The organism is Acidovorax sp. LjRoot117 (assembly GCF_964252695.1).
GTDB lineage: Bacteria > Pseudomonadota > Gammaproteobacteria > Burkholderiales > Burkholderiaceae_C > Acidovorax.
In genome coordinates, this window is the sequence record NZ_CAXUPO020000008.1 from 73849 (window position 1) to 99351 (window position 25503).

The 25503-nt window shown below is 70.1% G+C and carries 15 protein-coding genes; 8 read left to right on the forward strand and 7 right to left on the reverse strand.

Going from position 1 to position 25503, the window contains the following annotated elements; all coding sequences use genetic code 11:
- Positions 1–17 precede the first annotated feature (17 nt).
- The 4 genes from ACSQ3D_RS19385 to ACSQ3D_RS19400 are packed head-to-tail and all read left to right on the forward strand — an operon-like array spanning position 18 to position 7766.
- Positions 18–4280 carry a YhdP family phospholipid transporter gene (locus ACSQ3D_RS19385; RefSeq protein WP_436127972.1) on the forward strand — a complete coding sequence of 1421 codons (4263 nt, stop codon included), beginning with the start codon at positions 18–20 and terminating at the stop codon, positions 4278–4280.
- The gene (locus tag ACSQ3D_RS19390) at positions 4280–5095 is read left to right on the forward strand and encodes a carbon-nitrogen hydrolase family protein (RefSeq protein ID WP_056411627.1); all 816 of its coding nucleotides are present in this window, start codon (positions 4280–4282) and stop codon (positions 5093–5095) included. The genes ACSQ3D_RS19385 and ACSQ3D_RS19390 overlap by 1 nt, the downstream gene beginning before the upstream one ends.
- On the forward strand, positions 5092–7137 hold the full coding sequence (locus tag ACSQ3D_RS19395) for a two-component system sensor histidine kinase NtrB (protein WP_056411140.1): 2046 nt from the start codon (positions 5092–5094) through the stop codon (positions 7135–7137). The genes ACSQ3D_RS19390 and ACSQ3D_RS19395 overlap by 4 nt, the downstream gene beginning before the upstream one ends.
- Positions 7137–7766, forward strand: coding sequence for a response regulator transcription factor (locus tag ACSQ3D_RS19400; protein ID WP_056411138.1), 630 nt, complete (start codon positions 7137–7139; stop codon positions 7764–7766). Before ACSQ3D_RS19395 ends, ACSQ3D_RS19400 begins: the two co-directional genes overlap by 1 nt.
- Positions 7767–7856: 90 nt before the next feature.
- Here the strand turns inward: ACSQ3D_RS19400 and ACSQ3D_RS19405 are convergent, their stop codons facing one another.
- Positions 7857–8507 carry an OmpA family protein gene (locus ACSQ3D_RS19405; RefSeq protein WP_056411136.1) on the reverse strand — a complete coding sequence of 217 codons (651 nt, stop codon included), beginning with the start codon at positions 8505–8507 and terminating at the stop codon, positions 7857–7859.
- Between the two features lie 391 nt (positions 8508–8898).
- Between ACSQ3D_RS19405 and mltA the strand changes: the two genes are divergently transcribed.
- The gene (mltA, locus tag ACSQ3D_RS19410; protein ID WP_436127973.1) at positions 8899–10065 is read left to right on the forward strand and encodes a murein transglycosylase A; all 1167 of its coding nucleotides are present in this window, start codon (positions 8899–8901) and stop codon (positions 10063–10065) included.
- A 69-nt stretch (positions 10066–10134) separates the two neighbouring features.
- Positions 10135–12096, forward strand: coding sequence for a DUF3482 domain-containing protein (locus ACSQ3D_RS19415; protein ID WP_436127974.1), 1962 nt, complete (start codon positions 10135–10137; stop codon positions 12094–12096).
- Positions 12097–12176: 80 nt separating this feature from the next.
- Here ACSQ3D_RS19415 and ACSQ3D_RS19420 read toward each other — a convergent pair whose 3' ends face one another.
- The 6 genes from ACSQ3D_RS19420 to ACSQ3D_RS19445 all read right to left on the reverse strand — a co-directional run bounded on the left by ACSQ3D_RS19420 (position 12177) and on the right by ACSQ3D_RS19445 (position 20536).
- Positions 12177–12593 (reverse strand): hypothetical protein, encoded by a 417-nt coding sequence (locus ACSQ3D_RS19420; protein WP_436127975.1) that lies wholly within the window; start codon positions 12591–12593, stop codon positions 12177–12179.
- Positions 12594–12697: 104 nt separating this feature from the next.
- On the reverse strand, positions 12698–13162 hold the full coding sequence (locus ACSQ3D_RS19425; RefSeq protein WP_436127976.1) for a bifunctional diaminohydroxyphosphoribosylaminopyrimidine deaminase/5-amino-6-(5-phosphoribosylamino)uracil reductase RibD: 465 nt from the start codon (positions 13160–13162) through the stop codon (positions 12698–12700).
- Positions 13163–13262: 100 nt separating this feature from the next.
- The gene (locus ACSQ3D_RS19430) at positions 13263–15029 is read right to left on the reverse strand and encodes an MFS transporter (protein WP_436128049.1); all 1767 of its coding nucleotides are present in this window, start codon (positions 15027–15029) and stop codon (positions 13263–13265) included.
- 94 nt (positions 15030–15123) lie between these two features.
- A complete protein-coding gene (locus tag ACSQ3D_RS19435) occupies positions 15124–16644 on the reverse strand; it encodes a DUF3999 domain-containing protein (protein WP_436127977.1) in 1521 nt (506 codons plus the stop codon).
- The gene (locus tag ACSQ3D_RS19440) at positions 16641–19661 is read right to left on the reverse strand and encodes a DUF2339 domain-containing protein (protein ID WP_436127978.1); all 3021 of its coding nucleotides are present in this window, start codon (positions 19659–19661) and stop codon (positions 16641–16643) included. Before ACSQ3D_RS19440 ends, ACSQ3D_RS19435 begins: the two co-directional genes overlap by 4 nt.
- 392 nt (positions 19662–20053) lie before the next feature.
- Positions 20054–20536 carry an Lrp/AsnC family transcriptional regulator gene (locus ACSQ3D_RS19445; protein ID WP_056171295.1) on the reverse strand — a complete coding sequence of 161 codons (483 nt, stop codon included), beginning with the start codon at positions 20534–20536 and terminating at the stop codon, positions 20054–20056.
- Positions 20537–20704: 168 nt separating this feature from the next.
- Here ACSQ3D_RS19445 and ACSQ3D_RS19450 point away from each other — a divergent pair, with 168 nt between their 5' ends.
- Entirely contained in the window at positions 20705–24274 is a 3570-nt protein-coding gene (locus tag ACSQ3D_RS19450; protein WP_436127979.1) for an indolepyruvate ferredoxin oxidoreductase family protein, read from the forward strand.
- 376 nt (positions 24275–24650) lie between these two features.
- Positions 24651–25253: a hypothetical protein gene (locus ACSQ3D_RS19455; protein ID WP_156370420.1), complete on the forward strand. Its 603-nt coding sequence runs from the start codon at positions 24651–24653 to the stop codon at positions 25251–25253.
- Positions 25254–25503: the final 250 nt, after the last annotated feature.

The window sequence follows — 25503 nt, forward strand, 5'->3', positions numbered from 1 at the left end:
CCACATTCAATTCCAACATGATTGCTCCCACCACGCACCCCACCCGCCTGCTGAAATTCGTGGCTGGTCTCGCACGGTGGTCACTGGGTTTGCTGCTGGCCTTCTGGCTGCTGGTGACCATCGCGTGGGGCGCACTTCATGGCTGGATTGTGCCGCGAATCGGCGAATTCCGCCCACAGCTGGAGGCGCATGCCGCACGGGCTCTGGGGGTTCCGGTCAAGATCGGCGCGATCTCTGCCAAGACCGAGGGGCTGATCCCGTCCATCGAACTGTCGGACCTGGCGTTGCTCGATGCCGCTGGCCGCACCGCACTGCGGCTGCCCCGGGTGGTGGTGGCGCTGTCGCCGCGGTCGCTGCTCAAGGGCGGTTTCGAGCAGCTCTACATCGAACAACCCGAGCTCGATGTGCGGCGCGACACCCAGGGACGTATCCATGTGGCGGGCCTGGACTTTACGCAGGAGCAGGGCGACAGCAGCGCCGCGGCCGACTGGATCTTTTCGCAGGGCGAAGTGTTCATCCAGGGCGGCACGGTGCGCTGGACCGACGAGCAGCGCGGCGCCCCCGAGCTGGCTTTGGAGAAGGTGGACCTGGTGCTGCGCAACGGCAACTGGCACCACCACATGCGGCTGGATGCCACGCCACCCGCAGGCTGGGGCGACCGGTTCACGGTGGTGGGCCTGTTCCGCGCGCCACTGCTGAGCGCCCGCGACGGCAACTGGAAGCACTGGAACGGGCAGGTGTTCGCCCACTTCGCGCGGGTCGATGCCTCGCGGCTGCGCCACTATGCCGACGTGGGCGTCGAGGTGGCCCAGGGCCGCGGCGCGCTGCGCGCCTGGGCGGATGTGCAGCGCGGGCAGATCGTGGGCGGCACGGCCGACCTCGCGCTGGCCGACGTCAACGCCACCCTGGGCCCGCAGTTGCAGGCGCTGGTGCTGCCATCCATCCAGGGGCGGATGGGCGGGCGCCGGCTCAACGGCGGGTTCGAGTTTTCCACGCAGTCCCTGCAGTTTGAGACCGACGACGGCCTGGCCTGGCCCGGCGGCAACCTGCGGCTGGTCTACACCGATGCCACGGCCAAGGCACCGGCCCAGGGCGAATTCCGCGCGGACCGGCTGGACCTGGCGGCTCTGGCGCAGATCGCCAGCCGCCTGCCCCTGGGCGAGACGGCGCACACCGCGGTGCGCACCTACACGCCGCAAGGGCAGGTGGACGAGATCCAGGCCACCTGGAAGGGTCCACTCGAGAAGCTGCAGCAATACCAGGTGCGCGGACGCATCCGCGGCCTGGCCTTGGCGGGCGACACCAGCAGCGGCGCACCCACGCACCTGGGCCTGCGCGGCGCCACGGTGGACCTCGACATGACCCAGGGCGGCGGCAAGGCGGCGCTGACCATTGCCTCGGGCGCGCTCCTGCTGCCCGGGGTGTTCGAAGACCCGGTGCTGCCGCTGGACCGCCTGAGCGCCGACGTGCGCTGGCAGCTCGAAGGCAGCCGCATCGCGGTGCAGGCCAACGACGTGCAGTTTGCCAACGCCGACGCGCAGGGCGAGGCCCGCGCCACTTGGCACACCAGCGACGCGGCCAAGGTGTCGCACCAGTCGCGCTTTCCGGGCGTACTGGACCTGAGCGGCACGCTGCACCGCGCCGACGGCACGCGCGTACACCGCTACCTGCCGCTGTCCATCCCTCCCGACTCGCGCCACTATGTGCGCGACGCAGTGGTGGCGGGCAGTGCCAGCAACGTGCAGTTCCGCGTGAAGGGCGACCTGCACCACCTGCCCTTCAACGACCCCAAGCTGGGCGAGTTCCGCATCGCCGCCCGGGTGAAGGACGTGACGTACGCCTACGTGCCACCCAGCCTGCAGCCCGCCGGCACCCTGCCCTGGCCGGCGCTGACCGACCTGTCGGGCGAGTTGATCTTCGAGCGATCGTCCATGCAGGTGCGCAGCGCCACCGGCACGTTTGCCGGGCGACAGGCCCTGAAGCTGTCCAAGGTGGACGCCAAGATCCCGGACCTGGCGCACACCGTGGTCGCCGTCAGCGCCGATGCCCGCGGGCCCCTGCCCGAAATGCTGGCGCTCATGGCCACCTCGCCGCTCGGCCGCATGACCGGCGGCGCGCTCGACCAGGCCAGCGGCACGGGCACTGCGGACCTGCAGCTGCGCCTGTCGCTGCCCATCAGCGACATCAACAAATCCAAGGTGCAAGGCAGCGTCACGCTGGCGGGCAACGACGTGCGCATCACGCCCGACACCCCCACGCTGAGCCGTGCGCGCGGCGCGGTGCAGTTCACGGAGGCGGGCTTCTCATTGCAGGGCGTGCAGGCAATGGCACTGGGCGGCAACGTCAAGCTCGAAGGGGGCATGCGCGCGCTGCCGGCCAACGCACCCGCCACTGAATCGGCAGTGCAGCTGCGCGCGCAAGGCACGACCACGGCCGAAGGCCTGCAGCAGGCGCCGCAGCTGGGCCTGCTGTCGCAACTGGCGCGGCGCGCCACGGGCAGCGCGCCATATGCGATGGCGCTGTCGTTTCGCCGCGGCGTGCCCGAGGTGCAGGTCACGACCAACCTGCAGGGCCTGGCGCTGGCGCTGCCGCCGCCCCTGGGCAAGGCGGCAGACGCGACCCTGCCCCTGCGGTTTGAAACCCAGGTGATGCGCGAGTCGCTGGTGGGCCTGACGCAGGGCAGCCACGGCCATGGCACCAACGGCAGCAGCAATGGGAGTGGCAGCACCAACACCGGCACCAACGCCAACGGTGTGGACGCCCCGCCGCTGCGCGACCAGATCACCGTGGACCTGGGCGCGGTGGGCTCGGCCATGTATGTGCGCGACATCAGCGGCCCCCAACCCCGGGTGCTGCGCGGCACCATCGGGGTGGGCCTGTCGGGCGGCGAATCGGCCCCCATGCCGGCGCAGGGCGTGGCCGCCAACATCAACCAGGGCAAGCTCGATGTCGACGCCTGGGAGGATGTGCTGACACAGGCCACCTCGGGCCCCTCCAGCACATCCCCCACCGCCAGCACTGCCGGCACCGACACAGCAAGCCGTTCGGCCACCGCAGCAACCGCCGCGGCCCCCAGCGCCCAGACCGCCACGCAGGACTACATGCCCACCACGCTCGCCCTGCGCGCGCGCGAAATCACGCTGCAGGGCCGCACGCTGCACAACATCGTGGCCGGGGCTTTGCGCGACGGCACCACCTGGCGCGCCAACCTGGATGCCACCGAACTCAACGGCTATCTGGAGTACCGCCAGCCCGGCTCCGCCGACCACCCCAACGGCCGCCTGTTCGCGCGGCTGTCGCGGGTGAACATGCCGCAAAGCGACGTGAACCAGGTCGAGTCGCTGCTGGACGAGCAGCCCGGCGCGCTGCCGGCGCTCGACATTGTGGTGGACGACTTCGACCTGCGCGGCAAACGGCTGGGGCGGGTGGAGATCGAAGCGCAGAACCGCGGCGGCGATGGCTCGCAGCGCGAGTGGCGCCTGTCCAAGTTCAACATCACCGCGCCCGAGGCCGTCCTGACCGCCAGCGGCAACTGGGCGGTGCTCAATGCGGCAGGCTCGGGCCCGCGCGAAGCCGATCGGCGCACGGTGCTCAACTTCCGGCTGGACATCCGCGACTCGGGCGACCTGTTGTCTCGCATGAGCATGCCCGGCGTGATCCGGCGCGGCAAGGGGCGCATGGAGGGCCAGGTCGCCTGGGTGGGCGCGCCCTTCAGCCCCGACTACCGCTCCATGACGGGCCTGATCAACGTGAACATCGAGACCGGCCAGTTCCTCAAGGCCGACCCGGGGCTGGCCAAGCTGCTGGGCGTGCTGAGCCTGCAGTCCCTGCCGCGGCGCCTGACGCTCGACTTCCGCGATGTGTTCAGCGAGGGCTTCGCGTTCGACTTCGTGCGCGGCGACGTGCGCATCGAGCAGGGCGTGGCCACCACCAACAACCTGCAGATGAAGGGCGTGAACGCCGCTGTGCTGATGGAAGGCAGCGCCAACATCGACCACGAAACGCAGGACCTGCGCGTGGTGGTGGTGCCCGAGATCAACGCCATGACAGCGTCGCTGGTGGCCACCGCCATCAACCCGGTGATCGGCCTCGGAAGCTTCCTCGCGCAGGTGTTCCTGCGCGGGCCGCTCATCGAGGCCGCCACGCAGGAGTTCCGCATCGACGGCACCTGGTCCGACCCGCGCGTGGTGCGCGTGCCGCGCCGCGCGCGCGATGCCTTGCCCGGTGCGGAGGCCCCGCCGCGCAGCAGCCCCCCGGCAAAACCAGGAGAAGTGTCATGATGCAAGTTGCAGCGATTCAGATGGTGTCCGGCACCCGGCTCGAGGACAACCTGGCCGCCGCGCGCGCCCTGCTGGAGCAGGCGGCGCACGGCGGTGCCGAGCTGGCCGTGCTGCCCGAATACTTCTGCGTGATGGGCCACAAGGACACCGACAAGCTGGCCCTGGGCGAAGCCGCCGGTGAAGGCCTGATCCAGCGGTTCCTGGCCACCGCGGCGCGCGAGCTGAAGCTGTGGGTGGTGGGCGGCACGCTGCCCCTGCAGACCAGCACCCCTGAGCGCGTGCGCAACACCACGCTGGTGTTCGACCCCAGCGGCGCCTGTGTGGCGCGCTACGACAAGATCCACCTTTTCTATTTCGACAACGGACGCGAGCAGTACCACGAAGGCCGCGTGATCGAAGCGGGCGACACGCCCGTGCAGTTCGACCTGCCATCGCGCGGCGGCCACACCTGGCGCGTGGGGCTGTCGGTGTGCTACGACCTGCGGTTTCCGGAGCTGTACCGCGCGCATGCCAGCGCCGGGGCCGACCTGCTGCTGGTGCCCAGCGCCTTCACCCACACCACGGGCCAGGCGCACTGGGAGGTGCTGCTGCGCGCCCGCGCGGTGGAGAACCTGGCTTATGTGCTGGCCCCCGCGCAGGGCGGCGTGCACGAGAACGGACGCCACACCTGGGGCCACACCATGCTGGTGGACCCCTGGGGCGTGGTGCTGGCCGAACAGGACCAGGGCGCGGGCGTGGTGCAGGGCACGCTGGACCCTGAGCGCCTGCGCAGCGTGCGGCTGCAACTGCCCTCCCTGTCGCACCGCGTCCTGTGAAGCTGGGGCCACGCACCCTGTTGCGGCGCTGGCGGGGCGCCTGGCGGCGCTGGTCGCTGTGGACGCTGCTGGTGCTGCTGGTGATCTCCATGCTGGCCACCATGGTGTGGCTGGCGGGGCGCTACGAGGCCAGCCAGGTGCAGAGCCGGCTGGAGCGCGACACGGCCGATGCGGTGTCCGACATCCGCGTGGCGCTCACGCGCAACCTGCAGAGCCTGCAGGCCCTGCACGCGGGCGAACCGGGCCAGCTGGCCTGGGAGGTGGATGCGGCCGAGCTGCTGCGCAGCCGGCGCGAGCTGGTGCGCATCGAATGGCGCGACGCCAACCTGCGGATGCGCACCCATGCGCAGTCGCCCTACCGGCCCGTGGCCTGGGATGCGCGCATCCGCGAAGGCCACCAGTCCGACGCTGCCATCGCCTGCACCAACGCGCGCCGCCTGAGCAGCCCTTCGTACTCCAGCAGCTACTTCCAGCCCCACGGCGACGGCCTGGGTTCGGAAATGATGGAGCTGTGCCTGCCGCTGACCGGCGGGGGCAGGCACACCGGCTTTCTGGTGGCCACGTATTCGCTGCAGGACGTGCTGGTGAACCTGGTGGCGCACAACCTCACGCGCAGCCAGGAGGCATCGTTCACCGAGGCCGACGGCACGCGCCTGGCGGTGCTGGGTGCGGCGCGCAGGGGCTCGCGCATGTTCACCGCGCAGCACCTGCTCGACTTGCCCGGCACCACGCTCGTGCTGCGCATGGACACCTGGCACAGCGCGCCCAGCCTGTTCCCCAACGTGCTCACGGCGCTGGTCACGGCCATGTCCATCGCGCTGGTCACGGTGATGGTGGTGCTGGTGCGCGACAACCGCCGGCGGCTGCGCGCCGAGCGCGACCTGGCCGATGCGCTGGCGTTCCGCAAGGCGATGGAGGATTCGCTCGTCACCGGCCTGCGCGCGCGCGACCTGGAGGGCCGCATCACCTACGTGAACCCCGCGTTCTGCGCCATGGTGGGGTTCAGCGCGCAGGAGCTGCTGGGGCAGAGCGTGTCCGCCCCCTACTGGCCGCCCGAGCTGGTGGACGAGTACCGCCAGCGCCAGGCCATCCGCCTGTCGGGCCAGCACATACCGCCGCGCGAGGGGTTCGAGTCGGTCTTCATGCGCAAGGACGGTACGCGCTTCCCGGTGCTCATCATCGAGGCGCCGCTCATCAACGCGCAGGGCCAGCACACCGGCTGGATGAGCGCGTTCCTCGATATCAGCGAGCAGCGGCGGGTGGAAGAGCTCTCGCGCGCATCGCAGGAGCGCCTGCAGGCCACGGCCCGCCTGGCCACCGTGGGCGAGATGGCCTCGCTGCTGAGCCACGAGCTCAACCAGCCGCTGGCCGCCATATCGAGCTACGCGACCGGCTCGATGAACCTGCTGGAAGCGCCCGCCGGGGCCGGCAGCACGCCGGCGCCCGACAGCCTGCAGGACGTGCGCATGGCGATGCAGCAGATCGCCCGCCAGGCCGAGCGGGCCGGCAAGGTGATCAAGAGCGTGCACGACTTCGTGCGCCGCCGCGACCAGGCGCGCGAGGCCGTGTCGGCCCAGCAGCTGATCGACGCCATCCTGCCGCTGGCCATCCTGCAGGCCCGCAAGCTGGCCGTGCGGGTGAACACCACGGTGGAGCCCGGCCTGCCGCCGGTGCTGTGCGACCGCACCATGGTCGAGCAGGTGTTGCTCAACCTCGCGCGCAACGCCATGCAGGCCATGGACGACCCCGAGATCCGCCACCGCGTGCTGGACATCCGCGTGCGCCGCGCGGCCTCCAACCAGCACAGCGGCTGGGTCGAATTCGCGGTCACGGACGTGGGCACGGGCATTCCGCCCGATGTCGCGGCCCGGTTGTTCACGCCGTTCTTCACGACGCGGCCCGAAGGCATGGGCCTGGGCCTGTCGCTGTGCCGCACGGTGATCGAGCAGCACGGTGGTTTTCTCGGCTTTGCCCCCCATGAGCCGCGTGGTACGGTATTCACCTTCACGCTCCCTGTTTCCCAACCCGCGCCCCCGCCCTGATGGAACCCATCACCAACGCCACCGTGTACATCGTGGACGACGACGCCAGCGTGCGCGAGGCCCTGGCCTGGCTGCTGCGCTCGCGCAGGCTGCCCAGCGAGTCGTTCGACAGTGCCGAAGCCTTCGACGCGATGCTCAAGACCCGCCCTGCGCAGCGCCAGCCCTGCTGCCTGCTGCTGGACGTGCGCATGCCCGGCATGAGCGGGCTGGCGCTGTTCGACCTGCTGGCGGTGCGGGGCGACCTGGCCACCATGCCGGTGATCTTTCTCACCGGCCACGCCGACGTGCCCACGGCGGTGGACACGGTCAAGCGCGGTGCGTTCGACTTCTGCGAAAAGCCGTTTTCCGACAATGCCCTGGTCGACCGCATCGAGCAGGCGCTCGCCCAGTCGGCCGCGCACCTGGCGCAGCTGCGCGAACGCAGCGACCTGCAGGTGCGGCTGGCCGACCTGACGGAGCGGGAACGCGATGTGATGGACCTGGTGGTGGCGGGCCTGCCGAACAAGCTGATCGCCGACCAGCTCGACATCAGCGTGCGCACGGTGGAAGTGCACCGCTCGCGCGTGTTCGACAAGATGCAGGTGAAGTCAGCCGTGGAGCTGGCCAACCTGCTGCGCGCAGGTCAATGAAGCCGCCGGCTCTGCACTGAGCCGCTGCGGCGTGCGCAACCCAGGCTGGCGAGCCTGGGTCGTTGCGCCTGGGGCTGTCAGCCCCGAGGATCAACCGCGGGGGCGTTCGCCCACGAAGATCTCGACGCGCCGGTTGCGGGCGCGGCCGTCGGCCGAGTCGTTGTTGGCGATGGGGTAACGCTCGCCCATGCCGTCGATGGCGATGCGGCGGCCGTCCACGCCCCGCGCAGCCAGATAGCTGCGCGTGCTGGCGGCGCGGTCCACCGACAGCGGGTTGTTGATGGCATCGCTGCCGGTGTTGTCCGTGTGGCCCACGATGCGCACGTCCGTGTTGGGGTTGTTGCGCAGCCCGGCGGCAAACTGGTCGAGCACCGGCGCGAAGTTGGGCTGGATGTCCGAGCGGCCCACCGCGAACGAAATGTCGCTCGGGATGTTGAGCATGAGCTGGTTGTCGGCGGTCTGGGTCACGGCGATGCCGGTGCCCTGGGTCGCACGCTCCATCTCGCGCTTTTGCCGCTCCATGTTCTGCGACCAGATGTAGGTGCCCAGGGCGCCCACGCCCGCGCCCACCACGGCGCCGGTACCGGCATTGCCACCGGTGGCCGAGCCGATCACGGCGCCGGCCAGTGCCCCCACGCCAGCGCCCGTGGCGGTGCGGCGCTGGGTATCGTCCATGTTGGCGCAGCCGGTGGCCAGGATGACGACGGCGGCGGTGGCGCCCCAAAGAATGTTTCTGCGCATGTGTGTGCTCCTTGAATGATCAACGGGAGCTGGGCGCTGCGGGAGTTCCGGTCGCGGGCTGCAGCCTGTTTTTGGCGGCAGCCTCGGTAGCGCCCAGCTGATCCGCCATCTTGGTGTGGCATGCGGAGCCACGCCATCGGCACAGGGGCCCCTTGGTTGTAGGACTGCGTCGCCTGGCTCCCGGGAGCGGTCAAGCGCAGGAGGTCAGGAAGAACCGGGCGGCGGCGCAGGAGGCTTGGGGCCGGGCGCCTCAGGCGGTGCAGGTGCAGGTGCAGGCGTGTCCTGGCTGGGCGGCTTGAGCTCACCCCCCTTGCGCCCCGAAAACATCGTCCACCACACAATCGCCCCCAGCAGCACCAGCGCAAGCAGCGCTTCAAGCAAAATCAGCCCCATGACATTGACACTCCTGCGCCTTGTATCGACGGCGCTGATTGTAGGAACGCTGGTGGCCTGCTCCAGCCCTCCGCCCGCAAGCCCCTCCCGCACCCCGGCCATCCCGGCGCCCTTTCCGTCCTTGCCGTCTGGCGCGGTGGTGCTGCCGGGCGACACCGGCCCGTTGCCTGCGCCGATGGCCCAGCCCAAGAGCCGCTGGGTGCCCGTGCGCTGGGCCGAGCTGCCGGGCTTTACCGAGGACGCGCTGCACGAGGCCTGGAACGCCTGGATCAAGAGCTGCGAACGGCCCGCGCCGCCCTTCACCGCGCTGTGCAGCGACGTGCGCCAGCTGAGCATCGCCACCGCCGAAGAGCAGCGCGCCTGGCTCATCGCGCGGCTGCAGCCCTACCGCGTGGAGGCGACCGACGGCAACCCCGACGGCCTGCTCACGGCCTACTACGAGCCCATGATGGACGGCGCGCGCCAGCCGGGCAACGGCTTCAACGTGCCCATCTACCGCACGCCCGCCGGGCTGGGCGCGCGCAAGCCCTGGTACACCCGCCAGCAGATCGAGTCGATGCCCGAGGCACAGGCCGCGCTGGCCGGGCGGGCCATCGCCTGGCTGCGCGACCCGGTGGAATCGATGGTGCTGCACATCCAGGGCTCGGGCCGCTTGCGCATCACCGAGGCCGACGGGTCGGTGTCGCTGGTGCGCGTGGCCTATGCGGGCACCAACGACCAGCCCTACCAGAGCATCGGCCGCTGGCTGCTGGACCAGGGCTACACGCGCGACGCGACCTGGCCCGGCATCCGCGCCTGGCTGGCGGCCAACCCGCAGCGCACCAACGAGCTGATGTGGACCAACCCGCGCTATGTGTTCTTCCGCGAGGAGCCCTTGAACCCGCTGGACGCCGGCTTCGGCCCGCGCGGCGCGCAGGGCGTGCCGCTCACGCCCGGCCGCTCCATCGCCGTGGACCGCCAGAGCATCCCGTACGGCACGCCGGTGTGGCTGGCCTCCAGCGGCCCCCAAGTGCAGCTCAACCGCATGGTGATGGCGCAGGACACCGGCAGCGCCATCCTGGGCGCAGTGCGGGCCGACTTCTTCTCGGGCTGGGGCCCGGAGGCCGGGGACATTGCCGGGCGCCTGAAGCAGAACCTGCGGCTGTGGGCGCTGTGGCCCAAATAATGGTCGAAAATGCCTCTCCCGCTTGTCTGACAAGCGCCAACAGCTATTAAAACAGGAGCATCCGTGCGCGTGACCCTGCCCCAGCTGCGGACCGTGCTGCTCGCCCAGTCCATCGAGCAGGTGGATGCCGGGCGCACCCTGGTCAGCCAGGCCGACTGGGACGAGGCCACGCGCACGGCCGTGGCAGCCGCCCGCCAGCGCGGTGCGCAGCGCGTGGGTGCGGGCGACGTGGTGCTGGAGCGTGCCGACACCGTCGCCCGGCGCGCCAGCGGCCGGGACGCCACCGTCGCCGCCCTGCACGAGCCCGGTGCCGCCGGGCGCTGGCTGGCGCGCGGCCTGCCGCTGCTGGCCCTGGCGATGGGCCTGGCCATCGACCGCATCGCCAACGCCCACCGGGTGGACCTGCTGTCGCCACCGCTGCTGATCGTGCTGGCGTGGAACCTGTGCGTGTACCTGCTGATGGCCTGGCGTGCCTGGCGCCCGCCGGCCACGGGGCTGCCGCTGCTGCAGGGCCTGCGGCACCTCACCCGCCGCCTGGGCACCGGCCGGGGGCGCGGGCTGGCGGCGCGCATCGCGGCGGACTTCCATGCACGGTGGTGGGCCCACACGGCCGACCTGCAGGTGCAGCGCGCGGCGCGCGTGCTGCACCTGTGCGCGGCGGCCTGGGGCGCGGGCATCGCGCTGTCGCTGCTGCTGCGCGGGCTGGTGGTGCGCTACCAGTTCGGGTGGGAGAGCACCTTCCTCGACGCCGCTCAGGTGCATGCCATCGTGTCGGTGCTGTTCTGGCCGCTGGCCGTGCTGTTCGGCACGGCCCCTTTCACGCTGCAGGAGATTGCGGCCACGCAGAACTTTGCCGGCGAGGGCGCGGGCGGCAGCCGCTGGGTGTGGATGTACGTGGGCCTGCTGGCGCTGGTGGTGGTGCTGCCCCGCCTGGCGCTGGCGGCCTGGGCGCGCTGGCGCGAGGCCCGCTGGCAAGCCCGCATCGATCCGGGCGATGCCGCATTCGACGCGCTGCGCGCCGCCCTGCCGGGCGACCTGCTGATCGGCCTGCACGGGCCGTTGGCGGACGTGCTGCACAACGCCGCGGTGCAGACCCCGCAGGGCGACCGCCTGCAGTTCGGCGATGCCCGCCAGCCGGTGGACGCCGTGCTGGCATGGACCACCGACGCCCCGCCGCCCGCCTGGCAGGGCGCGCCCCTGCTGGCACTGCGGTGGGAAGACTTTGGCGCCAGCTGGGTGCTGGAGCCCGTACTGTTTGACCGGCTAACCGTGGCGCTGCCCGCGCAGCAACACGCCCTGGGCCGCCTGCGCGCAGCCTGGGTGGAGCGCAACGAGCTGCGCTTTCACCAGTCGCTGCAAGCCCTGGCCCGGCACCTGCGCGAGGTGGCGCAACCCGCACCCAGCGGTGAGACGGGCGACGCCACCGCCCAGTCCGCGCGCTACGCGCAGCAGGTGCAGACGCTGGACGCCGCGCTGCGCACGCTGCACGGCCAGCCACCTGCGCCCTTGCTGCATGAATCCAACGCGCTGCTGCCCGCCATGCGCCGTACCAGCACCGCCGCCCTGGCCGTGGGCACATCCGCCGGCGCCGCCGCGGGCGCGGCGGCAGGCGCCAAGGCCGGTGCGCTGATCGACATCGGCACCGGCGGCCTGACGCTGGGGGCGGGCACCGCCCTGGGCGCGCTGCTGGGCGGCACCACCGCCTGGGTGCTGCGGTCCCTGCAGAAGAAGGACGATGGGGACGCGCTGCTGCGCCACGCGGTGGAGGCGGCCTGCACGCACTACCTCGTCATCGCGCACCTGGAGCGGGTGCCGCCGGCCGATGCCGCCCGGCTGGCCGAGCGCTGGCGCGCCGAGGTCACCGGCACGGTGGCCGCGCACGGCGATGCGTTGGCCGCGGCGCTGCGACGCACGGGGCCGGGGGATGACGCGATGCAAGCGGTGCAGGCGCTGCTGCACACCATGCTGACCGGGATACTGCGGCGCAGCTTTGCGGCTGCGGCCACGGCAGCACCGGCCGACGCGGCCTGAAATCCAAGCCTTTTGGGCCGCTACCGCTGGATAGGCAAGCGCCAGCAGCTATTGATTCAATAGCAAACCAACCGCAAGCCTCACGGGCATGGCGTCCGGGCCGCCTCGGTCTCCACGCGCGGTGCCGCCACGGCCGGCGGCTCGGACGGCTTGGCGGGCGGCACGCTCACGGTGCGCAGCTGGTCGCCGTCGATGCGGTATTCGTACTCGCGGGTGGAGCCGATCATGTCCGTCTTGAAGGTGCTGCTGGCCATGGTGGCCGCATACACCTGGGGCCGCACGACCTGGTAGCGGTACGCGGTGGTGGAGCTGCCGGTGGAGGTCTTGCAGGTGGACTCGAACAGGGTCTGCTTGAACTGCAGGGTGCAGCGGCCCGAGGTGTCCTCGGCCTGGGTGCCGTCCTGCACGTACAGCACGATCTTGGTGGCGCGCCAGCAGCCGAGCAGGCCGGCGGCGCTGGGGGCGCTCTCCGAACTGGCGGCACTTGCAGCGCTCACGGCTTGGGGCACTTGAGGCACTTGAGGCACTTGAGGCGCCTGGACGGCATGTGCGCACGATGCGGCACCGACCAGGCACACCAGCAGGCTGGGCGTGAAGCGCGTCATGCGGCGCTCCCCGGGGCCGCGGCATTGGCGCTGAGCGCCAGGTACGCACCCATGTCGTCCACGGCGCTGCGCTCCAGCACGCCGACCGACACTTCCACGCCAGCGGCCGTCAGGATCTCGATGCCTGCGCCGGCGTTGCGCGGGTCGGGGTCGAGCATGGCCACCACCACCCGCTGAATGCCGCGCGCCACCAGCGCCTTGGCGCACGACGGCGTGCGGCCATGGAACGAGCACGGCTCCAGCGTGACGTAGGCGGTCACGCCGGCCAGATCGCCGGGCCACTGGGCCAGCGCCATGGCCTCGGCGTGGTGCTGGCCGGGCGGCTGGGTGAACCCGCTCGCCATCACCGCACCGTCCTTCACGAACACGCAACCCACGGGCGGGTTGGGCAGGCAGGCTGGCAGGGCTTTGCGGCCCTCGGCCAGGGCAAGGCGCATGAAATCTTCGTCGGATGCGGACATGGTCGAAAGCGTTGGACAAGGAAGGCGGGCCCGCATGCCGGGGCCGCGCCGCTCAGGGTGGGTATTGTGAGTCAGCCGCGGTTCGGTCCTTGCCGAGCCGTCATGACTCGACCGCCCACCGCGTCACCCGCGGCGGTGCGTCGCCCACATGGAACGCGAGCTTGCGGTCGCGCAGCGCCACGTCGGACGCCGTCACGCGGTCGAAGCGCCGCAGGTGCTCCGTCCACGACTCGTCCTCGATGCGCTCCACATAGCGCGCGGGCTGGCTGATGTCGTGCAGCAGCTGCCAGGCCAGCGCGCCCTGGCGCAGGCGGCTGCGGCGGCTCTCTTGCATCACCGCGCGGAATTCGGTGGCACGCGCGGGGTCGATGAAATACTCGATGGTGACCACCACATGCCCGGTACTGGGCGGCGCATCGGCCACCGGGGCCTTGAAGGCACGGGAGGGGCTCAGGTCCTCCTCCATGCTGCGGTCGGCCACCAGGCGCTGCACCAGCAGCATGGCCACCACGCCGGTGCCCGCGGCAATGCCCAGGCTCACGTGCACGTCGCTGAGGGTGGCCACCTGGCCCCACACCGCAGCCCCGAGGGCGGTGGAGCCCATGATGGCCATCTGGTAGATCGACATGCCGCGTGCGCGCACCCAGTTGGGCAGTGCGAGCTGGGCCGATACGCTCAACGAATTGGCCGTGGTGATCCACGCCATGCCGGCCACGAACATCGCGGGCACGGCCACGTACACATTGGGCGCCACGGCCATCACGCCCGTGGCCACGGCCTGCAGGGCCGTGCCGCGGATCACCAGCACATCGCGCGCCATGGCCTGGCGCAGGCGCGGCAAGAACATCGCGGCGGTGATGGCGCCCGCGCCCATGCTGGCCAGCAGCAGCGTGAAGGTGCCCGCACCGCCGCCCTCCAGGCCGCGCGCCAGCAGCGGCAGCAGGGCCAGCAGCGCGGTGGCGTGCAGGAAGAAGATGGAGATGCGCCACAGCACGGCCCGCATGCGCGGCGACTGGCGCACGAACTGCAGCCCCACGCGCATGGCGCTGGGCAGCCTTTCGCGGCCCAGCGGGCTGGGCACGTGGGTGCGCTTCCAGCGCATGATGACCAGGCCCGAGATGACCGACAGCACCGCGTTGAGCACGAACACCCAGGCACTGCCCGCGCTGGCGATGATGGCGCCGGCCAAGAGCGGCCCGATGATGCGCGATGCGTTCATCGCCACGCCGTTGAGGGCCAGCGCGGCCGGCAGCTGCGGGCGGCTGACCAGTTCGGGCACGATGGCCGCGAACACCGGCCAGCGCATGGCCAGGCCGATGCCGTTGGCAAAGGTGAGCATCAGCAGCAGCGGCGCCGTCATGCCGCCGGCCATGACGAACACGCACAGCACCAGCGCCACGGCCGCCACCCAGAACTGCGTGGCGATGAAGTAGCGCCGCCGGTCCAGGATGTCGGCCAACGCGCCGCTGGGCAGGCCCAGCAGGAACACGGGCAGGGTGGAGGCCGACTGCACCAGCGCCACGAGGATGGGCGAGGTGGTGAGCGTGGTCATGAGCCAGGCGGCCGCCACGTCGTTCATCCACATGCAGGTGTTGGCCGCCACCCAGGTGAGCCACAGCATGCGAAACACCGGCACGGACAGCGGCGCCAGGGGCGACAGCGAGGCCGCCTGGCTCAGCTGCGCGGCGGCGCTCTGGTCGAGCTGAGCGGCAACGGATTCTTCGGTGCCCTGCGCGGCCGCGGCGCGGTCTGCGGCGGCCGCGTCGTCGGTCGGCCCGCGCGCTGCGGCATGGGCAGCGGGGGTCAGGTCAGGAGCGGGGGTGGGCGCAGTGCTGCGCGTGCTTTCGTGGGACGGCAAAGGTGGCATGTCCTCCCATTGTGCGACGGTTGGCGCGGCCATGGTGCGTGCGGCGCCGAATAGCCACCTTGGCAGAGCGCCGCACGGTCACCACACGGCACGGTCACACCGCATCGCGCGGCGAATCCGGCGCACTGCTCGCGGGCTCCATCGCCGGTTGGCTCGCCGGTTTCGTCTGCCGCATCAGCAGCCAGGCCATGAGCCCCAGCGCGCCGACGCCGGCCAGCAGCACACCCCAGAGCACCCAGCTGCGCGTGGACAGCCCGTCGCTGGCAGCGGCGGCGGCCACCAGAGGGCCGTCCGCGGGCTTGCCGCCGGTGATGTCGGCCCGGGCCACATCGGCCAGCGCCGGGGGCAGGGTGTTCTCCTGCTGGGGCTGGTAGCCCGGCACCAGGCTGGCCAGGGGCAGGAAGGCGCTTGCTGCCGCACCGGCGCCGGGCAAGCCGGCCGCCAGGGTGAAGGGGCCCTGCCCGCTGGCCAGGAAGACCAGTTGCGCTGGCTCGAACTGCAGCGCGATATCGGGCGCGGCGGCAAATCCGGCCGACCTGGCGTCGGCCTCGATCTTGACCTCGCGCACCGAAGCGCCGCCCAGCTCGACCGGGGCGTTGGTCTGCTCCTTGCCGCCGGTGGACATGCGGTAGACCGTGGCGCTGGCCAGGTGCGCCCAGGGCCGCTCGCGGTCGTTGCGGCCCAGCACGCGCACCGGCACCAGCACGTTGCTGCCCTGCGGCGTGATCTTGAGCGCAGCGACCGGAGTGGCGAACGGCAGGGCGAACACCAGCTCGCGCGGGTTGTTGCCCAGCGGCGGCACCGCCATGCTGGCGCTGACGCGCTCGCGCGGGCCCGCGCCGCGCGAGGTGACCAGCGTCGCACCGCGGAATGTCACGGCGGCATCGCCCCAGGTCACGCGCAGGTAGTGGTCCTTGAGGTCGGCCCGTTGCAGGTCGATGTGCTCGCTGCCCAGGCGGCCCGGTGCCGCTGGGGATGGGGTCGTGCCCGCCGCGTCGGCGCGGTACAGCACCGTCTCGGCCAGCGGCCGCCAGTTCTTCAGGTCCCGGCTGGCCTGCACCGTGAAGGTCACCGGCTGGCCGGCGGGCAGATCGGCGTCCAGCGCCATGCGGGCCACGGACAGTGGGACGCTGCGCGCGTCCAGCAGCGCACCGCGCACGGATTGCGCGCCGACAGGGGCAGCCGTGCCCGCCGTGTCGATCTGCACCACGCGCCGGCCCTGCTGCTCCTCGATGCGCAGCGACAGGCCTTCCAGCCCGGCCTGCCCTGGCGTGCCGGGCGCGCCCAGGATGGGATAGGCCGGCAGCACCACCGATTCCTCCGGCGCACTGGCGGCCGCCACGCCGGCCAGCGCCATGGGCACCGGCTGGCCTGCGCCGTTGAAGAGGCGCACGTCGGCATAGCCTGGGCTCTGCAGGCGCACCAACACCTCGGCGGGCAGCATGACGCGCTGCAGCGGCGCATCGGCCGCCAGCGTGACAGGGATGCGGATGGCGTAGGCGGCCGGGCTGTTGGCATCGGCCGCCGCCTGGGCACCCCCGGCGGCCAGGGACAGGGCGGCAGCGGCCAGCCAGGCGGCTACGGGCCGCGGCAGGTGGTGACGGGGAGACTTCATGACAGTGATTCCTCTTGCGCCGGGGCCACAGGCGCCGCAGGCGCGACCGGGGGGACCGGTGCGACCGGCGGAGCATCGGGCGCCGCACGGGGCGCGGCCTTGGGCGGCAGCGGCGCGAAGTAGCCCACCACCAGCATCAGCACACCCACCGCGATGAAGGCAATGATGCGCTCGGCACCCCCGGCGTTGGACAGGTCGATCAGCAGCAGCTTGACCACCACCAGCCCCAGCAGGCCTGCGCCCACCAGCCACAGCGGCCGCTGCGCGCGGCGGTGCGCCAGCACCATCATGCTGAGCGCCAGCAGCGTCCACAGGATGGCGTAGCCGGTCTGCACGACGAAGCTGTCGAACAGCGCCGAGGCATCCCAGCGCACGCCGAAGAAGTGGTGGGCCACGCGCAGCCACACCGTGTTGATCGCGATGAACACCAGCAGCGCCAGCGCCACCAGCGCATGGCGGCCGACGACCCAGCCCGCGTGGGCAGGCTGCGGCCGTGCCGACACCAGCACCCGACGCCAGAACACCAGGCCGCCCAGCGCGAGCGCCAGGGTCAGGTCCGTGGGATTGAGCAGCGGAATGTAGGGCAGTGGCGCGGTGTGGCCCGACGAATGCACCGCGGCCAGCAGCGAGCCCCAGAACACCAGCACCGCCAGCGGCAGCGCTGCCAGCCAGTAGTAGGCCTCGGCATGCGGGTTCAGCGGCCAGGGCAGCGCTGCGCGCGCCGCAGGCCGGTTGCCGCGGCCGGCCCACAGCGCCAGCGCCATCAGCACCGCAATGGCGCTGACCAGCATGACCACGCCGGCCCACGAGGTGCGCCACAGCTCGGCCTTGCCGATGCCGGACCACAGGCAGTCGGCCAGCAGAAAGGTCACCAGCCACGCCGTGGCGGCATGGAACCAGCCGAAGGCCGACATGCGCGCGGCGGGCTTGCCGTCCCCAGCGGCCGCTGCCTGCAGGCGGTCGGTCTGCCGCAGCATCCACCCATGCAGCGCCAGCGCCACCGGCCACACGGCCCACGCGGGGGTGGCCAGCACGCGGTAGCCGTCGCCCACCTGCGCGACAAAACCCAGCGCCAGTACGGCGATGGTGCCGCGCGCCGGCCAAGTGGCCACGGGCCAGCGCGTGCGCAGGCCCAGCACCATCGACAGCGCGGCGCTGAGCACGATGGCCAGCATGGCCAGCAGTTCGATGATGCGTTCGGAGAACACCGGCACGGGCCACTGGCCCGCCTCCAGGCCGGGCACGCGCCGCGTGATCTCAAGCAGCCAGGCCAGGCACCAGAAGGCAAAGCCGTAGAGGTAGGCGGGGCTGGACAGCCGCGCTTCCACACCCGCATAGCCCTTGGCCCAGGCCGAGCCACTGTGCGGCAGCGGCTTGCGCAGCCACCAGGCCAGCAGCAGCGCCGGCAGCGCGATCAGCAAGGCGCCCAGGAAGGCCGGGTTGACCAGAGCGAGGCGCGAGACGCTGGAGACGCCGTCCATGAAGGCCAGCATCGCCACGCCCTGCAGCACCAGGCCGAAAGCGCGCGGCATCCAGCGGGCCTGGCGCATGCCGACCCAGAAGGCGCCAGCGCCCTCCAGCGCCCACACCGCCGACGTCCATTGCGCGTCCAGCGCCAGCGGCACGGCCAGCGTGGCAAAGCCCACACCGATGGCGATGAAGCATTCGATCAGCAGGCGGTAGCTGCTCTGCGCGCGGCGCACCAGCACCATCGCCGCGATCAGGTACAGCGCCGCGAAGGCCAGCGCCGAGAAGGCGGCGCCCAGCTCGAACGGTTGCGCCAGCCCGGCCTGCAGGCCAAAGCCCACCAGCGGCGTGCCGAAGACCAGCATGGTGTCGACCGCATTGCCCAGCCTGGTCGGTGTATTGCGGGCGTACAGGATGGCGGCGAACAGGTAAATGAGTACGAAGACCGCGAGGAAGGGCTGGGTGCTGGCGTACTGGTCGGGCACGTACTTGAGCACACCCCAGGCCGAGGCCACGCCGAAGGTCGCCACGAAGCCCACCACGTTCAGCACGCGCCACGAGCGCTTGTAGGCGATGAACAGAATGGCCAGATTGAGCAGCGTGTAGTAGCTGAACAGGCCGACGTGGCTGCCTTGGCCCGTGGACAGCAGGATGGGCGCCGCGAAGCCACCGGCGAACGCCGCCACCGCGAGCGAGCGCGAGTCCTGCAGCAGCGCCAGCGCGCAGCTGGTGGCGCAGACCGCGATCATCAGCGCGAAGGCCAGCGTGGGCGGCAGCAGCCCGTAGAGCCGGAACGCGGCGAACACCGTGAGGTACATCACCGCCACGCCGCCGCCCTGCAGGGCCAGCGCGAACGCGGGCTTGTCGGTGCGCTTGCGGAAACCGACCACCAGCAGCGCGATGGCCACGCCGGCAATCGCGGCCAGGCGGAATTCGACCGGGAACAGGCCTGCCGAGGCTGCGTACCGCGCCAGGAAGGACAGGCCGATGAACAGGATCACCAGCCCGACGCGCACGATGGTGTTGCCGCCGAGGAACCAGTTCTTTGCGGCCAGCACGGCCAGCTCGATCGGGTTGGGCTGGGCGGGCGGCGCGGGAGGACGGGGGCGGGTGGCGGCAGGCGAAGGGGGCTGCGCGAGAGGCGGCGGATTGGCGGGCAGGCCTTGCGGCGTGAGACCGCCCCTGCGGGGCGCGTCGTCCACCTCCAGCAGTTCGTCGTCCGCAGTGGGCGCGGCCGGGACCGGGACGGGGATTTGCGACGGAACAGGCGCGGGGACCGGCACCCTTGCCGTGGCAGCAGGCGCCCGCTCCAGCTCAGCGATAGCCGATGCCGCCGATGCCGCCGATGTGGCTGGGGGCGCAGGGCTGACGACGGGCTTCGCGGCGTGCGCCTGCAGCTCGCTGCGGATCGCAGCGCGGATGGCCCAGCGCAGCGACAACCCGGCAAAAAAACCCAGGATGCCGCCGATGTACGGCCCCAGCTCACCGTAGCCGTAGCCCGGCAGCACGGAGCCCAGCACCGCGCCCCAAAAAACGCCCCAGAAGATCATGCCGACCCCTCCCTCGTTGGCGCCCCGGTCGACAGGCTGGCGGCCTGTGCTCAAAGGGAGCCGTAGTTATTGATTGATGGACCCACCAGGAAAAACCGCCGTCACTGCGGTGCCACGGCCGCACGCCCCCGGCCGTGGGCACGGGGCAGGCCGCTGGCGGGGCGTGGTGGTGGATGCAGCGCGCACGAAGCCTGGCTGGCTTCGCGATGGTTCAGCAGGCTTATACAGCACACCATGCTGCGGGGGGGCGCCTTAACGCCTTGTTACGTGGGCGGTACCGGCTGCGCGCGTGGCCGGAGCGCTGCCGCAGCCGCAGCACGCCGGTACGGGCTCAAAACTGGCCCCACCGCCTGTCTGGCAAGCGGCAGCAGCTATCAAATACATAGCAAACGTCATTTGGCACGCGCCAGGTGCGTGAGCGGCAGCGCACTGCTGGCCTTGACCTCGCCCAGCGAGAAGCTGGTGTGCATGTCTTTCACATTGGGCAGGTTGAGCAGCACCTCGCGTGCGAACTGCGAAAAGCTGTCCAGGTCGCGCGCCACCACCTGCAGCTCGAACGTGCCGGTGCCGCTGATGTAGTGGCAGGCCACCACCTCGGGGATGCGCGCGATGGCCGCCTCCATCTCGCGCGTCAGGTTGCCGGTGCTGCGGTCGGCATCGAGCCGCACGAAAGCCAGCACCCCCAGGCCGATCTTGTGACGGTCGATCTCGGCGCGGTAGCCCTTGATGAAGCCCTGCTCCTCCAGCGCCCGCACCCGGCGCCAGCACGGAGCCGCCGACAAGCCCACGCGCTGAGCCAGTTCGGCGTTGGTCAGCCGGGCATCGACCTGCAGCTCGTTCAGGATGGCGATGTCGAATTTATCCAAATTGTTCATATCAGCGCGATTTTAAGAAAGATCCTTTCCAAATCAAGGGTAAACCTAGCATGAAAACGAAAGGACATATCCCTTCGGAGTGCATAAACTGTGCTTCAAACCGTTGAAACTCCCTCTGCGCTGCCCACAAGGCGGTGACAGCAGGCCGTCACCCCACAGGAACTACCCATGAACGCCCCGTTGCCCGAACACATTCGCAAGGCCCTGGAAACCGTCACGCTCGATGACAAATATTCTTTAGACGGTGGCCGGGCGTTCATGAGCGGGGTCCAGGCCCTCGTGCGCCTGCCCATGCTGCAGCGCCAGCGCGACGCGATGGCGGGCCTCAATACGGCGGGTTTCATCAGCGGCTACCGCGGCTCGCCGCTGGGCACGTATGACCAATCTTTGTGGGCGGCCAAAAAGCACCTGGCGGCCAACAACATCGTCTTCCAGCCCGGGGTGAACGAGGAACTCGGCGCCACGGCCGTCTGGGGCACGCAGCAGCTGGACCTGTACCCACAGTCCAAGAAGTTCGACGGCGTCTTCGGCATCTGGTACGGCAAGGGCCCGGGCGTGGACCGCTGCTCGGACGTGTTCAAGCACGCCAACATGGCGGGCACCGCCAAGCACGGCGGCGTGATCGCGATTGCGGGCGACGACCACATCAGCAAGAGCAGCACGGCCGCGCACCAGAGCGACCACATCTTCAAGGCCTGCGGCACGCCGGTGTTCTTCCCGAGCAGCGTGCAAGAGATTTTGGACATGGGCCTGCACGCCTTTGCCATGAGCCGTTTTTCGGGCGTGTGGTCTGGCATGAAGACCATCCAGGAGGTGGTGGAGTCGTCGAGCAGCATCTCGGTGGACCCGGACCGCGTGAAGATCGTCATGCCCGAGGACTTCGTGATGCCGCCCGGCGGCCTGCACATCCGCTGGCCCGACGCGCCGCTGGAGCAGGAAGCGCGCCTCATGGACTACAAGTGGTATGCGGCCCTGGCGTACATCCGCGCCAACAAGCTCAATTACAACGTGATCGAAGGCCAAAACGACCGCTTCGGCATCATCGCCAGCGGCAAGGCCTACAACGACACGCGCCAGGCCCTGGTGGACCTGGGCCTGGACGACGACACCTGCCGCCAGCTGGGCATCCGCGTGCACAAGGTCAACGTGGTCTGGCCGCTCGAAGCCACCATCACGCGCGACTTCGCCCAGGGCCTGCAGGAGATCCTGGTGGTGGAGGAAAAGCGCCAGGTCATCGAATACCAGCTGAAAGAAGAGCTGTACAACTGGCGCTCGGACGTGCGCCCCCACGTGCTGGGCAAGTTCGACGAACCTGAAGGTGATGCCACCGGCGGCGAATGGTCCATGCCCAACCCCAGCCAGAACTGGCTGCTGCGCGCCAAGGCCGACCTGACCCCGGCCATCATCGCCAAGGCGATTGCCAAGCGCCTGAAGAAGCTGGGCGTATCGAGCGACATCATCGCGCGCATGGATGCGCGCATCGCCGTCATCGAGGCCAGCGAGCGCGCGATGACCGAGCTGAAGGTGGACACCGGCGAGCGCGCGCCCTGGTTCTGCAGCGGCTGCCCGCACAACACCAGCACCCGCGTGCCCGAAGGCTCGCGCGCCGTGGCCGGCATCGGCTGCCACTACATGGCCAACTGGATGCCCGACCGCAACACGTCGACCTTCACGCAGATGGGCGGCGAGGGCGTGACCTGGGTGGGCCAGGCGCCGTTCACCACCGATCAGCATGTGTTCGCCAACCTGGGCGACGGCACGTACTTCCACAGCGGGCTGCTGGCGATTCGCCAGAGCATCGCGGCGGGCACCAACATCACCTACAAGGTGCTCTACAACGACGCCGTGGCCATGACCGGCGGCCAGCAGGTGGGCGAGCGGCCCGAGGGCCACTCGGTGCTGCAGATCATGAACAGCCTCAAGTCCGAAGGCGTAGCCAAGCTCATCATCGTGACCGACGAGCCGCAGAAGTACGACGGCGTGGCACTGGCCGAGGGCGTGACGGTGCACCACCGCGACGAGCTCGACACGCTGCAGCGCCAGTTCCGCGAGATCAAGGGCTGCACGGTCATCATCTACGACCAGACCTGCGCCACCGAAAAGCGCCGCCGCAGGAAGCGCGGCACGCTGGCCACGCCCGACAAGACCGTGGTCATCAACGACCTGGTGTGCGAGGGCTGCGGCGACTGCTCGACCAAGTCCAACTGCCTTTCCGTGGAGCCGGTGGAAACGGAATTCGGCCGCAAGCGCCGCATCAACCAGAGCACCTGCAACAAGGACTACTCGTGCGTCAACGGCTTTTGCCCGAGCTTCGTCACGGTGGAAGGCGGCAAGCTCAAGAAGCCCAAGAAGGAAAAGAAGGGCGACCTGTCGGCGCTGCCGTCCCTCCCTGAACCCGTGCTGCCGGTGGCCGAAACCGCCTGGGGCATCGTGGTCGGCGGCGTGGGCGGCACGGGCGTGATCACCATCGGATCGCTGCTGGGCATGGCCGCGCACCTGGACGGCAAGGGCGTCATCACGCAGGACGCAGGCGGCCTGGCGCAAAAGGGCGGTGCCACCTGGAGCCACATCCAGATCGCCAACCGGCCCGAGGCCATCTACACCACCAAGGTCGACACCGCCAAGGCCGACCTGGTGATCGGCTGCGACTCCATCGTGGCGGCGCACAAGTACACGCTGGCCGTCATGCAGCCGGGCCGCACCTTCGTGGCGCTGAACACGCACGGCACGCCCACGGCGGCCTTCGTGACCAACCCGGACTGGCAGTTCCCCGGTGCCAACTGCGACAGCGCGATTGCCGCCGCAGTCGGTGCGGGTGGCGTGGGCAGCTTCGACGCCGAGCAGGTGGCCACCCAACTGCTGGGCGACAGCATCTACACCAACCCGCTGATGCTGGGCTACGCCTGGCAAAAGGGCCGCGTGCCTTTGAGCCTTGCATCGCTGATGCGCGCCATGGAATTGAACGGCGTGCAGGTGGACAACAACAAGGCCGCCTTCGAATGGGGCCGCCGCTGCGCGCACGACCTGGCGTCGGTGCAGGCACTGTTCCAGGCCGCGCAGGTGATCCAGTTCGTCAAGAAGCCCTCGCTGGCCGAGACCGTCGCCAAGCGCGTGGACTTCCTCACCGGCTACCAGAACGCTGCCTATGCGGCCGAATACCACGCGTTCGTCGAGAAGGTCAAAGCCGCCGAGTCCCGCCTGAACATCGGCACGCGCCTGAGCGAGGCCGTGGCCCGATACCTGTTCAAGCTCATGGCGTACAAGGACGAGTACGAGGTCGCGCGCCTGCACACCGACAAAGCCTTCACGGACAAGATCGCCAACATGTTCGAAGGCGACTACAAGCTGGTGCACCACCTGGCGCCCCCGCTGACGGCCAAGAAGAACGACCGCGGCGAACTGGTCAAGCAGCCCTTCGGCCCCTGGATGCGCAGCGCGTTCGGCGTGCTGGCCAAGCTCAAGGGCCTGCGCGGCACGGCGTTCGACGTGTTCGGCAAGACCGAAGAGCGCCGCATGGAACGCGCGCTGATCGTGGAGTACCGGGCCTGCATCGAAGAACTGCTGGCGGGCCTGACGGCCGACAACCACGCCCTGGCGGTGGAAATCGCGCGCATCCCCGAAGAGATCCGCGGCTACGGCCACGTGAAGGAGCGCCATCTGAAGACCGCGCGGCCGAAGTGGGATGGGTTGATGGTGCAGTGGCGCCAACCGCAGGGCGCGCTGCGGCGGTCGGCCTGAGGCTGGAGCTGCAGGGGCTGGAGCTGCGGGGCTGCACGGTGGTTCGGCTCTGCGGCTCTGCGGCTCTGCGGCTCTGCGGCTCTGCGGCTCTGCGGCTCTGCGGCTCTGCGGTTGCACTGTGCAAGCCTCTGCGACCATGGATATCCGCTGATTTTTGCGGTGGGCCCCGCTGGGGCGCATCGTGCTTTGACTCCTGGGGTGCCTGGTCGGTGAGCGGCAGCACCTAGGTCCGCCCGCAGGGGAAAGTGCCTCAACAGCAGGGCCAACGCAGCAAAGAAACCAATGACATGCCGGCCCACCGCACGGGCGCCAGCGTTCGACGGTTACGCCTGTGGCCTGCTCTATAGTGCCCCTCCCATCGAAGCGGTGCCAGACCATGCCGACGACCACCTTTGCACACCGGATGTCCGCCAGCCTCGCGCTGGCGTTCGCGTTGACCGCCCCGGCCGCTGTCACCGCCGCGGAATCTGCTGCGACAGCGGCGCCTGCGTCACAACCCAACCCCTATCCGGCCATCGACCCGGCGTTCTCCAAGCCCGACGACCGAAGAATGCCGAGCCGGACCACGCTGCGGTCGTTTTTGAGCGAAATGAAAAGCCACCGGCAGTCGAACACGTTCTGCTTTGTGCAGCGGCGGCTGGATGCGCCAGATACGGCTGAGCCGGGGTTGAGCGTGTTGTCGATGATCTGGAATGAGGGGAAGTCCATCCACCTCGTCAATCTTTTGGGCCCTGGAGAGCGCTTTGAGCGCGACGATGCGCTGGATGAAGTGGCAGAGGGGCGGTCAATGGCTCACGGAACCGGCACGGTGGACCTTACGACCAGCGTGGTTCCAACTGACGAGGACGTCGGTGGCAGCACGTTTCTCGTGAGCCGCCCCTGGGTCGATCACATGTTCACTCAGTGCCGGCGTGTGGGCACCCGAGTGCGCATCCCCGCATTTCGCCCAACTGTGCCGCGCCACACCGCGCCGCCCTGATGAAAAAGGCGAGAGCGTGGTGTGGATGATCTGGCATGAGGGGATGACCATTCAGGATGTCAACACCGTCCCGCAGGGGCAACGCTATCGACCCGATCCCGCACTCGATGACGCTACAAGGGGGCGGTCGATGGCATCCGCCACCGGCATCGTGAACCTCAAGACAGATGTCGTCCCGACTGACGATGACATCCGTGGGAGTACCTTTCTGGTCAGCCGCGCTTGGGTTGACCACAAGCTCGCCCAGTGT

Coding starts and splice junctions, on each gene's coding strand:
- ACSQ3D_RS19385 (WP_436127972.1), top strand. CDS start 18: ATGATTGCTCCCACCACGCACCCCACCCGCCTGCTGAAATTCGTGGCT.
- ACSQ3D_RS19390 (WP_056411627.1), top strand. CDS start 4,280: ATGCAAGTTGCAGCGATTCAGATGGTGTCCGGCACCCGGCTCGAGGAC.
- ACSQ3D_RS19400 (WP_056411138.1), top strand. CDS start 7,137: ATGGAACCCATCACCAACGCCACCGTGTACATCGTGGACGACGACGCC.
- ACSQ3D_RS19405 (WP_056411136.1), bottom strand. CDS start 8,507: ATGCGCAGAAACATTCTTTGGGGCGCCACCGCCGCCGTCGTCATCCTG.
- mltA (WP_436127973.1), top strand. CDS start 8,899: ATGACATTGACACTCCTGCGCCTTGTATCGACGGCGCTGATTGTAGGA.
- ACSQ3D_RS19425 (WP_436127976.1), bottom strand. CDS start 13,162: ATGTCCGCATCCGACGAAGATTTCATGCGCCTTGCCCTGGCCGAGGGC.
- ACSQ3D_RS19430 (WP_436128049.1), bottom strand. CDS start 15,029: ATGCCACCTTTGCCGTCCCACGAAAGCACGCGCAGCACTGCGCCCACC.
- ACSQ3D_RS19435 (WP_436127977.1), bottom strand. CDS start 16,644: ATGAAGTCTCCCCGTCACCACCTGCCGCGGCCCGTAGCCGCCTGGCTG.
- ACSQ3D_RS19440 (WP_436127978.1), bottom strand. CDS start 19,661: ATGATCTTCTGGGGCGTTTTTTGGGGCGCGGTGCTGGGCTCCGTGCTG.
- ACSQ3D_RS19445 (WP_056171295.1), bottom strand. CDS start 20,536: ATGAACAATTTGGATAAATTCGACATCGCCATCCTGAACGAGCTGCAG.
- ACSQ3D_RS19450 (WP_436127979.1), top strand. CDS start 20,705: ATGAACGCCCCGTTGCCCGAACACATTCGCAAGGCCCTGGAAACCGTC.
- ACSQ3D_RS19455 (WP_156370420.1), top strand. CDS start 24,651: ATGCCGACGACCACCTTTGCACACCGGATGTCCGCCAGCCTCGCGCTG.